Origin of the sequence: Leifsonia araucanica, from assembly GCF_051161895.1 — a bacterium.
In the GTDB taxonomy this organism is placed as follows: domain Bacteria; phylum Actinomycetota; class Actinomycetes; order Actinomycetales; family Microbacteriaceae; genus Leifsonia.
Genome location: NZ_JBMBTW010000002.1, coordinates 2,997,108 through 3,009,633, shown reverse-complemented (window position 1 = coordinate 3,009,633; position 12,526 = coordinate 2,997,108). Strand labels below are relative to the sequence as shown.

Below are 12,526 nucleotides of genomic sequence, written 5' to 3'. Positions count from 1 at the left end.
CGTCCGCTACAGCGAGGTCTCGCCCTGCGCCGGGGTGCCGGCCGCATCCACCCGGAGCGCCTCGATGAGCTTGGTCGCGTGCGGCGTCGAGACGATGATGCGCGAGTACTCCTCACCCTCCAGGTCGATCACCACGGCCGCGCGCTGCTTGCCCTTGATGAGCAGGAAGTCTTTGCCGCCGTGGAACTTCCAGGTTCCGACGGAGAGCGTCAACGGCACGGCGGCTCCTGGCGCGCGGATGCCGCGGATCCAGATCCACGGGTCCTCGGTGATCGCCACGGACCGGATGCTCTCCCTCGGCACGATGAGGTCGTCGCGCTTCAGAGCGAGCACCTTCTCCGCCGGCGTGAGGTGGATCTCAAGTCGGTCCGGGTGAACGTGCATGTCGGCCATGCTTCTATCCTGCCAGCGAGCGCGGCGTCGTGCGGGTCCGTTCCTCACAAAGAGATAACCCTTCGGCCGACGGTTTCCCACACTCCCCACCCCCTCGACCGCGGGGCATGTATCCTGCTGATCGTGGCAACGCAGCGGCGAACCCCGGGTTCGCAGACTTCACTTCGTGAAGCCAACCGGGCGCGGATTGTCGACGCCATCAAGAAGCACGGCGGGCTGACGCAGGTCGAGCTCGCCGGCGCCACCGGCCTCTCCCCCGCCACGGTGTCCAACATCGTGAAGGAGCTGTCGACCTCCGGGGTCCTGCATACCGCTCAGAGCATCCGGAGCGGCAGGCGCGCCCAGCACGTCACGCTGGCGCACGCGCTCGGGCTCGTGGTCGGCGTGCACTTCTCCACCAGGCACATGCGGATCGCGCTCGCGGACGTCGCGCACACGGTGGTCGCCGAGAACCACATGCCGCTCGCCAAAGACCACCGGGCGGACAACGAGCTCGACAAGGTCTCGCTGCTGCTCACCGACATGCTCGAATCCGTGGATGCGGGCCGCGACGAGGTGCTCGCCGTCGGCATCGCGCTCCCCGCCCCGCTGGACAGGGCGAGCGGCACCATCGCCCGCAGCGGCATCATGCGCGGCTGGGACGGCGTGGACGTCGCCGAGGTGATGGAGCGCAGGCTGAAGCGCCCGGTGTTCATCGACAACGCCGCGAATCTCACCGCGCTGGCGGAGTCCAGGCTCGGCGCGGGGCGCGGCAAACGCAACACGATCACGCTCGAACTCGGGGACGGGATCGGCGCAGGGCTCATCCTCAACGGGCAGGTCTATCGCGGGTTCCACGGCGTCGCCGGGGAGTTCGGGCACACCACCATCCGGGAGAACGGCCCGCTCTGCCGGTGCGGCAACCGCGGCTGCCTCGAAGCCATCGCGGGCGGTCCGGCGATCCTCGACGAGCTGCGCGACCACCTGGGCAGCCTCAAACTGGGCGATGTGGTCATCCAGGCGATGGCAGGGGATGCACGGTGCATCAGGGCCATCGCCGACGCGGGCAAGCACATCGGTATCGCGACGGCCAACCTGTGCAACCTGATCGATCCGGAGCGAGTGGTCGTCGGCGGCGAGCTGGCCAGGGCGGGCGAGCTGCTGCTCGGGCCGATGCGGCACGCTGTGGAGCGGTCGATCATCGTCAACGAAGACCTCATGCCCGACATCGTCCAGGGGCAGCTCGGGACGCGCGCGGCGACGCTCGGCGCGGTCGCATATGCCGTGGACTGCGTGAACATCACGCCGACCGACTCCCCCTCCTGACCCGGCGCGCACCACCCGCCCCGCCGCACCCCCTGAATGCGTGTCTATTCGTTATCGAATCCGTTGGCTTCAACTCTTGACGACAACCCCACCACCTGCAACACTCAACGCAGCCGCCAACGATGGCGGTCTCGAATCGGAGGTTTTTCAATGAAGATCGCCACCACGAGAGCGGTCATCGCGTCGGCCGCGATCCTGCTCACAGCCGCAACACTCACAGCCTGTTCCAACGGCTCAGGGAGCGGATCCAGCTCCACCGCCGGAGCCAGCAAAGCCCAGATCGGCCTCCTCCTCCCCGACTCCGTCACCGCCAGGTACGAATCGGCGGACAAGCCGTTCTTCGAAGCCAAGATCAAAGACCTCTGCCCCGACTGCAAGGTCCTCTACTCGAACGCAGACGGCGACGCCAGCAAGCAGCAGCAGCAGGCGGAGTCGATGCTGACCCAGGGCGTCAAGGTCCTGGTCCTCGACCCGTTCGACGGCGAGGCCGCCGCATCCATCGTCGGAGAGGCCAAAGCCAAGAACGTCCCGGTCATCTCCTACGACCGCCTGATCAACAGCCCGGACAGCAACTACTACATCTCGTTCGACAACGAGAAGGTCGGGCAGCTGCAGGCCACGGCGCTCGTCGACAAGCTCAAGAAGGACAACGTCGCCTCCGGCGCCGGCATCCTGATGGTCAACGGCTCGCCGACGGACAACAACGCGACCCTGTTCAAGAAGGGCGCGCACAGCGTGATCGACTCGAGCGGATACAAGGTGCTCGCCGAGTTCGACACACCAGGATGGGACCCCGCGAAGGCCCAGGACTGGGTGGCAGGCCAGATCACGCAGTTCGGTAGCCAGATCAAGGGCATCTACGCGGCGAACGACGGAACCGGCGGTGGCGCGATCGCCTCGCTGAAGGCCGCCAACGTCAGCCCGATCCCGCCGGTCACCGGACAGGACGCCGAGCTCGCGGGCATCCAGCGCATCCTCGCCGGCGACCAGTACATGACGGTCTACAAGGCGCTCAAGCCCGAGGCGGAGAAGGCGGCAGAACTTGCCGTCGACCTGGCCAACGGCAAGAAGCCGAAGGGTGACACGACGGTCAACACGGCGGGTGGCGCTGCCATCCAGTCGTTCCTGCTGACCCCGGTCGCTGTGACGACGGACAACATCGAGAGCACGGTCGTCAAGGACGAGTTCTACGGTTCCGACTCCGCCGCCAAGATCTGCACCGCAGACTACAAGGCCGACTGCGACAAGTACGGCGTCAAGTAGCCATCGAAGACCCGGCCGGGGATGCGGAAGCGCACCCCCGGCCGGGCCGATTCCGGCCTACCCTGGAACCGCGCAATACCCGCATTGCCAGCACCGAGCACCACCCGCTCCGCCCTTTCAGTCCAAAGGAGAACACCGTGACGATGGAATCCGCCGTCGCAGAACCCGAACGGTCGACGCGCCAGCCCGTCCTCTCCCTCCGAGGGATCTCGAAGGGCTTCGGCGCTGTCCAGGCCCTCACCGACATCGACCTCGATGTCTACCCGGGAGAGGTCGTCGCCATCGTCGGCGACAACGGCGCAGGCAAGTCGACCCTCGTCAAGATCCTGGCGGGCGTCCACCCGCAGGACGCGGGAACGGTGACGTTCGACGGCGACAGGGTGAGCATCCCGTCGCCGTCCGCGTCCCGCGAGCTCGGCATCGCGACCGTGTTCCAGGACCTCGCGCTCTGCGACAACCTGGATGTGGTCTCCAACCTCTTCCTCGGACGCGAGATCGCCAGGGGAACGCTCGACGAGGAGGAGATGGAGAAGCGGTCGTGGAGCCTGCTCCGTCAGCTCTCCGCGCGCATCCCGTCGGTGCGGATCGCCGTGGCGTCGCTCTCCGGAGGCCAGCGCCAGACCGTGGCCATCGCCCGCTCGCTGATCGGCGAGCCGCGCGTCGTCATCCTCGACGAGCCGACCGCCGCCCTCGGCGTCGCGCAGACCGCCGAGGTGCTCAACCTGATCGAGCGCCTGCGCGAGCGCGGCCTCGGCGTGGTGCTCATCAGCCACAACATGGCCGACGTGCAGGCCGTCGCCGACCGCGTCGCCGTGCTGCGACTCGGCCGCAACAACGGCACCTTCCGCGTGCCGGACGTCAGCTACGAGGAGATCATCTCGGCCATCACCGGCGCGACCGACAACGTCGTCACGCGCAGGGCCGAGCGCCTCAGCGAAGAAGTAGAGCAGCTCACCGAACGGAGTGCGGACGCATGACCAAGACCGAGACGCCCGCGGAGGTCGCCGCCGACCTCCAGGACGAACGCCTGATCCGCTCCGAAGGGCTCAGCGGCGCCGTCAAGTCGTTCGGGATGCGCGTGCGCGGTGGCGACCTGGGCTCGCTGCCCGTCGTGGTCGGCCTCGTGGTGATCTGGGCCGTGTTCCAGATCCTCAACCCGAACTTCCTGTCCGCGAACAACCTCGTCAACCTCACGCTGCAGTGCGCCGCGGTCGGTACGATCTCGATCGGCATCGTGCTCGTGCTGCTGCTCGGCCAGATCGACCTGTCGGTCGGGTCGGTCAGCGGTCTGGCCGCCGCGATCATGGGCGTCGGCCTCACACAACTGCACTGGCCGCTCATCGTCGCGGTGATCGCCGCGATCATCGCCGGTGTCGCCGTCGGCTACCTGTACGGGTTGCTGTTCACCCGGTTCGGGGTGCCGTCCTTCGTCATCACCCTCGCCGGCCTGCTCGGCTTCCTCGGGCTGCAGCTGTGGGTGCTCGGCCCGAACAGCTCGATCAACATCCCGTTCGACTCGTGGATCGTGCAGTTCGCGCAGCAGACCTTCCTCCCGCCGTGGGCAGCGTACGCGCTGGCCGTGATCGCCGCGGTCGCGATGTTCCTCTCCGACTGGCGCCGGTCGGAGCGCCGCCGCAAGGCCGGCCTCTCGCAGGGGTCGATGACGGTGATGCTGGTGAAGTCGGTGCTCCTGCTGCTGGCCCTCGGGGTGAGCGTCTGGTACCTCTCGACCGACCGCGGCACGGGCGCGATGTTCCTGCTGTTCGTGATCCTGGTCGTCGTGATGAACTTCTTCCTCACCCGCACCCGCTGGGGCCGGTCGGTGTTCGCCGTCGGCGGCTCCGTCGAGGCCGCGCGTCGCGCCGGTATCAAGGTCAACCGGGTCTACATCTCGGTGTTCATCCTGTGTTCGACGTTCGCGGCGGTCGGCGGCCTGCTCGCTGCGGCCAGACTCGCATCGGTGAGCGCGGCCAGCGGCGGGACGGACACCAACCTGAACGCGATCGCCGCCGCCGTCATCGGTGGAACGAGCCTCTTCGGCGGACGCGGAAGCGCCTGGTCGGCCCTGCTGGGCATCCTGGTCATCCAGTCGATCTCCAGCGGCCTGACGCTGCTCAACCTCGACTCGTCGATCCGCTTCATGATCACCGGCGCCGTGCTGCTGCTCGCGGTCATCATCGACTCGCTGTCCCGCCGCTCCCGCGCGTCGCACGGGCAGGCGTAACTCCGGCCGCGCACGGCGGCGAGGCATGTGAGATGGTGGTCGTGTGACCCGCACGACCACCTTCCGCGCCCGGCTGCTGCGACGGGATGCTCCCCCGCAGACCGTCACGGTCCGCGCGGCCTCCGACGCCCCGCCGCGCACGCTGCGGCGACCGGCGGGCGGCGGCGGCCAGCTGACATTCGACGTGTTCGCCCTGGTGGATGCGGACGGCTGGCCGAACGAGGCGACATACTCCTTCGTGGAGTCTGTGCAGAGGGCGGCGGCCGACGCGGACGTGTGATGGCCGGTTGCGAGGAAGCGATGCGGAGGGAAGGCACATGAGCACTGCGAGTTCCGCCGATGGCACCACCATCGGCTACGAGGCCGTCGGCAACGGGCCGACACTGATCCTGGTCGAGGGCGCGATGTCATCCAGGGGAGGCTCGGCGAGCCAGCTCGCCCCCGAGCTCTCCGATGCGTTCACGACCGTCGCGTACGACAGGCGCGGGCGCGGCGGGAGCGGGGACACGCTGCCGTTCTCGGTGGACAGGGAGATCGAGGACATCGACGCGCTGATCGAGGCCGTCGGAGCCCCCGCGGTCGCGTTCGGAATGTCGTCCGGCGCGATGCTGCTGCTGCGGGCGGCTGCCGCACTCGGTCCGGAGCGGATCTCGGCCGTCGTCCTCTACGAGCCTCCGCTGATGCCGGATGCGGCGCTCGACGGTGCCAGGCAGTACACCGCCGACCTCGCCGCAACTCTGGCGGACGGGCGCGGCGGCGACGCCGTCGCGTTGTTCCTCGCCAGGGTCGGGATGCCGGAACAGGCGATCGACGGGATGCGCCACTCCCCCGCGTGGCCGGGCATGGAGGCCATCGCCCCCACGCTGGCGTACGACGACGCGGCGATGGGAGACAGTGCGGTGCCCGACGATGTCGTGCAGCGGGTGCGCATCCCGGTGCTGACGCTGGCGGGCGGGGCGAGCCCGGCGTTCCTGCAGTACGGCGCGCGCGAACTCGCCGCGGCGATCCCCGGCGCGGCCTTCGAGGTGGTCGAAGACCAGACCCACAGCTTCGCCCCGGATGCCGTCGCGGCTCCCGTGCGCCGGTTCCTGGCGCCGAGACTCCAGTAACTGTCGCGCATCCCGGGCGTTTCGCGACAGTTACTGGCATCTCGCCAGGTGTGCTGGCGCGGTCAGGCGGGGCGGGCGGAGGCGGCGGCAGCCGCGGCGCGCGGGAGCGCGGCGAGGATGCGGTCGACGGCCGCGTCGTCGTGCGCGGCCGTGACGAACCAGGCCTCGAAAACGCTTGGCGGCAGGGAGACGCCGGCGTCGAGCATCGCGTGGAAGAAGTCGCGGTAGCGGAACGCCTCCTGGCGCTGCACCTCGGCGTAAGTCCGCGGCGCCTCGGCGAAGTCGCCGAAGACGAAGCTGAACAGGTTGCCCGCCCGCTGCACCCGGTGGGCGACGCCCGCCGTGCTCAGCGCGTCGGACACCGCGGACGACACCGTGTCCGCCACGCGGTCGAGCCGGTCGTAGACCGCCTCGTCGGCGAGCGCCAGCGTGGTGAGCCCGGCGGCGACCGCGACCGGGTTCCCCGACAGCGTTCCCGCCTGATAGACCGGGCCGGTCGGCGCGAGGAAGTCCATCAGCTCCGCGCGGCCGCCGAGAGCCGCCAGCGGCATCCCGCCGCCGATGACCTTGCCGAACGTGACCAGGTCGGGCGTGTACCCGCGGTCCAGTCCCCAGAATCCGGCGTCGCTCACGCGGAAGCCGGTGAGCACCTCATCCAGGATCAGCAGCGCACCGAACTCGTGGGCGATGTCGGCGAGTGCTGCGTTGAAGCCTGCGTCCGGCGGCACGACGCCCATGTTGGCCGCGGCGGCCTCCGTGATGACGGCGGCGATGTCCGGGCCGTGCGTCTCGAAGACGGCGCGGACGGCATCCAGGTCGTTGTACGGCAACACGAGCGTCTGAGCCGCCGTCGCCTCGGTGACACCGGCCGAGCCGGGCAGCGCCAGGGTCGCCAGGCCGGAGCCGGCCTCGGCGAGCAGGCTGTCCGAGTGGCCGTGGTAGTGCCCGGCGAACTTGATCAGCAGCGGGCGGCCGGTGAAGCCGCGGGCGAGCCGGATGGCGGTCATGGTCGCTTCCGTGCCGGTCGAGACGAGCCGCAGCTTCTCCACGAACGGCACGCGGGCGAGCACCGCCTCCGCCAGCTCGGTCTCCGCCGGAGTGGATGCACCGAACGACAGCCCACGCGCAGCGGCGGCCTGCACAGCGGCGACCACCTCGGGATGCGCGTGCCCCAGGATCGCGGGACCCCACGACGCGACGAGGTCCACGTACTCGCGGCCCTCCGCATCCGTGATGTACGGACCGCTCGCCGACACCATGAACCGCGGAGTGCCGCCGACAGAGCGGAAGGCACGCACCGGCGAGTTCACGCCGCCGGGGATCACCCGCTGGGCGCGCTCGAACTGCGCCAGGTTCACGTCGCCGATGGCTGCGCCGTCCGCCAGAGCATCCAGGTCGCTCATCGCAGCCACCTCGCGACCTCGGTGGCCCAGTAGGTCATGACGGCATCTGCTCCGGCCCGGCGGGCGCCGATCAGCGTCTCCTCGACGATGCGGCGGCGGTCGACCCAGCCGTTCGCCGCGGCGGCCTCGACCATCGCGTACTCGCCGGACACCTGGTACGCCCACACGGGGACGTCGCTGATCGCGGCGACGTCGCTCAGGACGTCGAGGTAGCTGAGAGCCGGCTTCACCATCAGGATGTCCGCGCCCTCCTCCAGGTCGAGGCGCGCCTCGCGCAGGCCCTCGCGGCGGTTGGCCGGGTCCTGCTGGTATGCGCGGCGGTCGCCGGACAGCTGGGAGTCGACGGCCTCGCGGAACGGGCCGTAGAAGGCGGAGGCGTACTTGGCCGCGTAGGCGAGGATGACGGTGTCGGTGTGCCCCGCCCCGTCGAGCGCGTCGCGCACGGCGGCGACCTGGCCGTCCATCATGCCGCTGAGGCCGAGCAGCTGCGAGCCGGCGTCGGCCTGCGCGACGGCCATGTCGCGGTAGCGGAGGAGGGTGGCGTCGTTGTCGACGCGGCCCTGTGCATCCAGGACGCCGCAGTGGCCATGGTCGGTGAACTCGTCGAGGCAGAGGTCGGTCTGCACGACCAGTGCGTCTCCCACCTCGGCAGCCAGCGCGGTGGTGGCGACGTTGAGGATGCCGTTCGGGTCGGTCGCGGCCGAGCCGGTCGCATCCCTCGTCTCCGGCACTCCGAAGAGCATCACGCCGCCGACGCCTGCCTCGGCCGCCTCGGCGGCTGCACGCTTGAGGGAGTCGATGCTGTGCTGCACGACGCCGGGCATCGACTGGATGGGCAGAGCCTCGCCGATCCCCTCGCGTACGAACATCGGAAGGATGAGTTCGCCGGGATGGAGCCGGGTCTCGGAGGTCAGACGGCGCAGGGCAGGAGACTGCCGGAGGCGTCGTGGCCGGACAACTGGATGCGTCACGTCACTCACGTCACAAGCCTACGCGCCCGCGTCTGAGCCCCCTCCCAGCTTTCGGAGGGCGTGCCAGAGCGCAGAAGTTATTCGGAGGCGTGGGCGGCGTCGACGAGGGACTCGATGAGGGAGGTGGCAGTGCGCTCGGCGGCGATCACGTCGACGCGGAGGCCGAAGGCGCGGGCGTCGCGGGCGGTCTGCGGGCCGATCGCGGCCACCAGGGTCGATTCGGGGATGGGGCCGAGCTGCTGCTGCACCTGCTCTGCGACCGACCCGGAGGTGACGAGGATGGCCTGCACGAGCCCGTCGGCCACATCCCGCACCACGTTCTCCGGCACCGGGACGCCGATGGTTCGGTATGCGACCACGGATTCGACATCGTGCCCGATGCGCTTCAGACCCTCGGTGAGGAGCGGCTTCGCGATCTCGGAGCGCAGCGTCAGCACGCGGAGCGGGACGATGCCGGCGGTGGCAGCCTCCCACTCCTCGAGCAGACCGCGGGCCGAGTTGTCCTCGGAGGGGACGAGGTCGACCTTGTAGCCGGCGGCGGCGAGAGCGGCCGCCGTGGTCTCTCCGACGGCGGCGACCCTGGTCGACGGCGGGACGACGGCGCGCTGCGCGCTGAGCACATCCACCGTCGTGGCGCTGGTGACCGTCATCCAGTCGAACTCGCCGGCCGCCAGCCGGGCGAGCGCCGCTTCGAGAGCGGGCGCATCGGCGGTCGGCGCGAAGTTGATCATGGCCGCGACGATCGGGGACGCACCCTTGGACCGCAGATCAGCGGCCACCGAGTCACCCCACGGCCCGCCGCGCGGCACGAGGACGCGCCAGCCGGCGAGCGGTTTGGGTGAAGCGGAAGGGGTGGTCATCGCGTGCTCCCGAGCGGTGCAAGGTCGGCGGCCCCCGCGCCGAGCAGTTCGTCCACCACCCGTTGGCCGACGTCGCGTGCCGCCTCGTCGAGGTGGCGTGCGCTCATCGATTCCGGGGTGGCGGCATGGGATGCGGTCAGCTGCTCCGAGCCGTCCGGCCGGTAGACCGTGGCGGTGAGGAAGAGCAATCCGTCGTCCACGATAGCGGTCGCGCCGATCGGTGCGGCGCATCCTGCCTCGAGTCCGGCGAGGACGTGTCGCTCCGCGGTCACGCAGGCGCGCGTCGTGACGTGGTCGACGGCGGAGAGGGCCTTGGCGATCGGGCCCTGGGCCTTCTCGTCTCCCGCGCGGACCTCGATGGCGAGAGCGCCCTGTCCGGGCGCCGTCGGAACGGTCGACAGTGCGAAGAAGTCGGTGACGGCCTCGGAGCGGCCGAGCCGGGCGAGACCGGCGGCGGCGAGCACGACGGCGTCGAGGTCACCGTCGGCGACGCGGCCCAGCCTGGTGTCGACGTTGCCGCGGATGTCCACGACGTCGAGGTCCGGGCGCCTGGCCTTCAACTGGGCGACGCGGCGCGGCGAACCCGTGCCGACGCGGGCGCCGTCGGGAAGCGTCTCGAGCGTGAGGCCGTCGCGGGCGCACAGGGTGTCGCGCGCGTCTGCCCGCTTGGGCACAGCGCCGATGACGAGGCCGGCGACGGGCGAGGTCGGGAGGTCTTTGAGCGAGTGGACGATGAGGTCGCACTCGTCGGCGAGCAGCGCATCCCGGAGTGCACTGGCGAACACGCCGGTGCCGCCCAGCTCCGAGAGCGAGTCCCTGGAGGTGTCTCCGTGGGTGGTCACAGTGATCAACTCCACGTCGCGGCCGGTCGCCTTGGCGATGGCGTTCGCGACGACCGTGGTCTGCGCCACGGCGAGAGCGCTGCCGCGGGTGCCGACGCGGAGCACACCGTCACGCCGCTCGACAGCTCCGGATGCGCGGCTCACCGTGCCGGTCACGGCGCGAGCCCCGCGGCGGCCGGCTTGAAGCCGAGCCTGGCGTTCTCGCAGCACCCTGGACGGCAGACGTCGTACCAGGGACCGATCGAGGTCATGGCCGGACGCTGGTCGACGGGCACGCCGTCCCGGCGTTCGAGCACCAGGTCGACGAGACCGGAGACGTACGTGTGATGGGTGCCGGGGGTCGGGACGCGGACGGCGACGAGGCCGTTCTCCTCGCTGGACTCCATCGCCTCGTTGTCGAGGTCCCAGAGGACCTCCATGTGGTCGCTGACGAACCCGAGGGGCACGATGATGACCGCACGGATGCCCTTGGCCGGGAGTTCGGCGATGGCGTCGTTGATGTCCGGCTCCAGCCACGGCATCGACGGAGGGCCGGAGCGCGACTGGTAGACCAGCTGCCACTTCACCACGCCGTCGGTCGCCGCCTGGGCGACGACCTCCGCCACGGCCAGGTGCTGCGCCGCGTACGCGCCGCCCTCGCCGAACCCGCGGGAGGCAGGGCCGGACTTGGCCGCATCCACCGAGGGGATGGAGTGGGTCGAGAACAGGATCTCCACCTCGGTGGCCGGGTCGATGCCCGGCACCTTCTGCTCGATCTCGGCCAGGCCGTTGCGCACGCCCTCGATGAACGGCTCGACGAAACCGGGGTGGTCGAAGAACTGGCGCACCTTGTCGATCTCGATGACGCCTTCGAGGCCGGTCTCCTCGAGCGCCATCGCGAAGTCCTCGCGGTACTGGCGGCAGCTCGAATACGACGAGTACGCGCTGGTGGCGATGGCGATGATCTTCGTCAGCCCGCGCTCGTTCGCCTCGGTGAGGGCGTCCTTGAGGTACGGGTCCCAGTTGCGGTTGCCCCACAGCACGGGCAGGTCGATGCCGCGGGATGCCAGCTCGGCTTCCAGCGCCGCCTTGAGTTCGCGGTTCTGGTCATTGATCGGGCTCACGCCGCCGAAGTGGCGGTAGTGGTGGGCGACCTCTTCGAGGCGCTCCTCCGGGATGCCGCGGCCACGCGTGACGTTGCGGAGGAACGGGATGACGTCGTCCTGTCCCTCCGGGCCGCCGAAGCCGGCGAGCAGGATCGCGTCGTATGCGACGGGCTCGGTCACGTGCTCGGGGCCGGAGGCCGCTGCCGGCGTCGCACCGAGGACGCGGGAGGTGGTGTCGACGTCGGTCACTGGAGCACCTCCACGAGTTCGGCGGGCTGCACGCGGCGGCCGGTGAAGAACGGGACCTCTTCGCGGACGTGCAGGCGCGCATCCGTCTGGCGCAGGTCGCGCATGAGGTCGACGAGGTCGGTCAGCTCGTCGGACTCGAGCGGCAGGATCCACTCGTAGTCTCCGAGGGCGAACGACGCCACGGTGTTGGCGAGGACGGAGCGGAACGCCGCACCCTTGCGTCCGTGCTCGGAGAGCATCCGGCCGCGCTCCTCGTCGGGCAGCAGGTACCACTCGTAGCTGCGCACGAACGGGTAGACCGTCAGCCACTCCTTCGGCTCCTTGCCGCGGAGGAAGCCGGGGACGTGCGACTTGTTGAACTCCGCATCCCGGTGCACGCCCATGGCGTTCCAGGTGGGGAGGAGGGCTTTGAGGAGCTGCGTGCGGCGCAGCTGGCGGAGCGCCCACTGCAGGGTGTGCGCCTCCGGGCCGTGGATCCAGATCATGACATCGGCGTCGGCGCGGAGGCCGGAGACGTCGTAGAGACCGCGGGTGGTCACGTTCTGCAGTTCGAGGTCGGCGATCACGCCCTCGAGCTCTCGGACCGCCCGGGGCACGTCTGTGCCGTCGAGGTCGTCCGGGCGGGACGGGTCGCGACGCAGGACGGCCCAGAGCGTGTAGCCGCTGGGGGTGACGGCGTCAGCGTCTTCGTGTGTTGCCGGTGTTTCGTTGGGGGTGCTCGAATCTGCCGGTGCGGCAGCCGGGTTAGTCATACCTCACAGTCTCCCTCCCAAACCTGTGAGAGCCAAAACAGCCCTGTGAGAGCCGGAACGCCCCTGCGGG

The 12,526-nt window shown here is 70.0% G+C and carries 13 protein-coding genes; 6 read left to right on the top strand and 7 right to left on the bottom strand.

Translation table 11 applies throughout. The features are described 5' to 3' along the window. Window positions 1-6: 6 nt before the first annotated feature. Window positions 7-393: a hypothetical protein gene (locus ACN6M5_RS14630; RefSeq protein WP_085367621.1), complete on the bottom strand. Its 387-nt coding sequence runs from the start codon at window positions 391-393 to the stop codon at window positions 7-9. Window positions 394-516: 123 nt separating this feature from the next. Between ACN6M5_RS14630 and ACN6M5_RS14625 the strand changes: the two genes are divergently transcribed. The 6 genes from ACN6M5_RS14625 to ACN6M5_RS14600 all read left to right on the top strand — a co-directional run bounded on the left by ACN6M5_RS14625 (window position 517) and on the right by ACN6M5_RS14600 (window position 6,294). Next, window positions 517-1,698, top strand: a complete 1,182-nt coding sequence (locus ACN6M5_RS14625) for an ROK family transcriptional regulator (protein WP_434950888.1) — start codon at window positions 517-519, stop codon at window positions 1,696-1,698. A 150-nt stretch (window positions 1,699-1,848) separates the two neighbouring features. Beyond that, on the top strand, window positions 1,849-2,961 hold the full coding sequence (locus tag ACN6M5_RS14620) for an ABC transporter substrate-binding protein (protein ID WP_434950886.1): 1,113 nt from the start codon (window positions 1,849-1,851) through the stop codon (window positions 2,959-2,961). 143 nt (window positions 2,962-3,104) lie between these two features. Continuing rightward, window positions 3,105-3,938 carry an ATP-binding cassette domain-containing protein gene (locus ACN6M5_RS14615; protein WP_085367618.1) on the top strand — a complete coding sequence of 278 codons (834 nt, stop codon included), beginning with the start codon at window positions 3,105-3,107 and terminating at the stop codon, window positions 3,936-3,938. Beyond that, window positions 3,935-5,185, top strand: a complete 1,251-nt coding sequence (locus ACN6M5_RS14610) for a sugar ABC transporter permease (RefSeq protein WP_085367617.1) — start codon at window positions 3,935-3,937, stop codon at window positions 5,183-5,185. Before ACN6M5_RS14615 ends, ACN6M5_RS14610 begins: the two co-directional genes overlap by 4 nt. 43 nt (window positions 5,186-5,228) lie before the next feature. Continuing rightward, window positions 5,229-5,465: a hypothetical protein gene (locus ACN6M5_RS14605; protein ID WP_085367616.1), complete on the top strand. Its 237-nt coding sequence runs from the start codon at window positions 5,229-5,231 to the stop codon at window positions 5,463-5,465. Window positions 5,466-5,502: 37 nt separating this feature from the next. Further along, on the top strand, window positions 5,503-6,294 hold the full coding sequence (locus tag ACN6M5_RS14600; RefSeq protein ID WP_434950883.1) for an alpha/beta fold hydrolase: 792 nt from the start codon (window positions 5,503-5,505) through the stop codon (window positions 6,292-6,294). A 62-nt stretch (window positions 6,295-6,356) separates the two neighbouring features. On the opposite strand, the gene hemL is transcribed toward ACN6M5_RS14600, so the two are convergent. The 6 genes from hemL to hemQ form a co-directional block, all read right to left on the bottom strand. Next, window positions 6,357-7,697 (bottom strand): glutamate-1-semialdehyde 2,1-aminomutase, encoded by a 1,341-nt coding sequence (gene hemL / locus ACN6M5_RS14595; RefSeq protein WP_434950881.1) that lies wholly within the window; start codon window positions 7,695-7,697, stop codon window positions 6,357-6,359. Continuing rightward, complete coding sequence (gene hemB, locus ACN6M5_RS14590) at window positions 7,694-8,668, bottom strand: porphobilinogen synthase (protein ID WP_434952407.1); 975 nt, start codon at window positions 8,666-8,668, stop codon at window positions 7,694-7,696. The genes hemL and hemB overlap by 4 nt, the downstream gene beginning before the upstream one ends. A 77-nt stretch (window positions 8,669-8,745) precedes the next feature. Beyond that, entirely contained in the window at window positions 8,746-9,528 is a 783-nt protein-coding gene (locus ACN6M5_RS14585) for a uroporphyrinogen-III synthase (protein WP_085367613.1), read from the bottom strand. Further along, window positions 9,525-10,526, bottom strand: a complete 1,002-nt coding sequence (gene hemC / locus ACN6M5_RS14580; RefSeq protein WP_085367673.1) for a hydroxymethylbilane synthase — start codon at window positions 10,524-10,526, stop codon at window positions 9,525-9,527. The genes ACN6M5_RS14585 and hemC overlap by 4 nt, the downstream gene beginning before the upstream one ends. Further along, a complete protein-coding gene (locus tag ACN6M5_RS14575; RefSeq protein WP_434950878.1) occupies window positions 10,523-11,704 on the bottom strand; it encodes a ferrochelatase in 1,182 nt (393 codons plus the stop codon). The genes hemC and ACN6M5_RS14575 overlap by 4 nt, the downstream gene beginning before the upstream one ends. Next, window positions 11,701-12,456, bottom strand: a complete 756-nt coding sequence (hemQ, locus tag ACN6M5_RS14570) for a hydrogen peroxide-dependent heme synthase (RefSeq protein ID WP_085367611.1) — start codon at window positions 12,454-12,456, stop codon at window positions 11,701-11,703. Before hemQ ends, ACN6M5_RS14575 begins: the two co-directional genes overlap by 4 nt. Window positions 12,457-12,526 lie beyond the last annotated feature (70 nt).

Coding starts and splice junctions, on each gene's coding strand:
- ACN6M5_RS14630 (WP_085367621.1), bottom strand. CDS start 393: ATGGCCGACATGCACGTTCACCCGGACCGACTTGAGATCCACCTCACG.
- ACN6M5_RS14620 (WP_434950886.1), top strand. CDS start 1,849: ATGAAGATCGCCACCACGAGAGCGGTCATCGCGTCGGCCGCGATCCTG.
- ACN6M5_RS14615 (WP_085367618.1), top strand. CDS start 3,105: ATGGAATCCGCCGTCGCAGAACCCGAACGGTCGACGCGCCAGCCCGTC.
- ACN6M5_RS14610 (WP_085367617.1), top strand. CDS start 3,935: ATGACCAAGACCGAGACGCCCGCGGAGGTCGCCGCCGACCTCCAGGAC.
- ACN6M5_RS14600 (WP_434950883.1), top strand. CDS start 5,503: ATGAGCACTGCGAGTTCCGCCGATGGCACCACCATCGGCTACGAGGCC.
- hemL (WP_434950881.1), bottom strand. CDS start 7,697: ATGAGCGACCTGGATGCTCTGGCGGACGGCGCAGCCATCGGCGACGTG.
- ACN6M5_RS14585 (WP_085367613.1), bottom strand. CDS start 9,528: ATGACCACCCCTTCCGCTTCACCCAAACCGCTCGCCGGCTGGCGCGTC.
- hemQ (WP_085367611.1), bottom strand. CDS start 12,456: ATGACTAACCCGGCTGCCGCACCGGCAGATTCGAGCACCCCCAACGAA.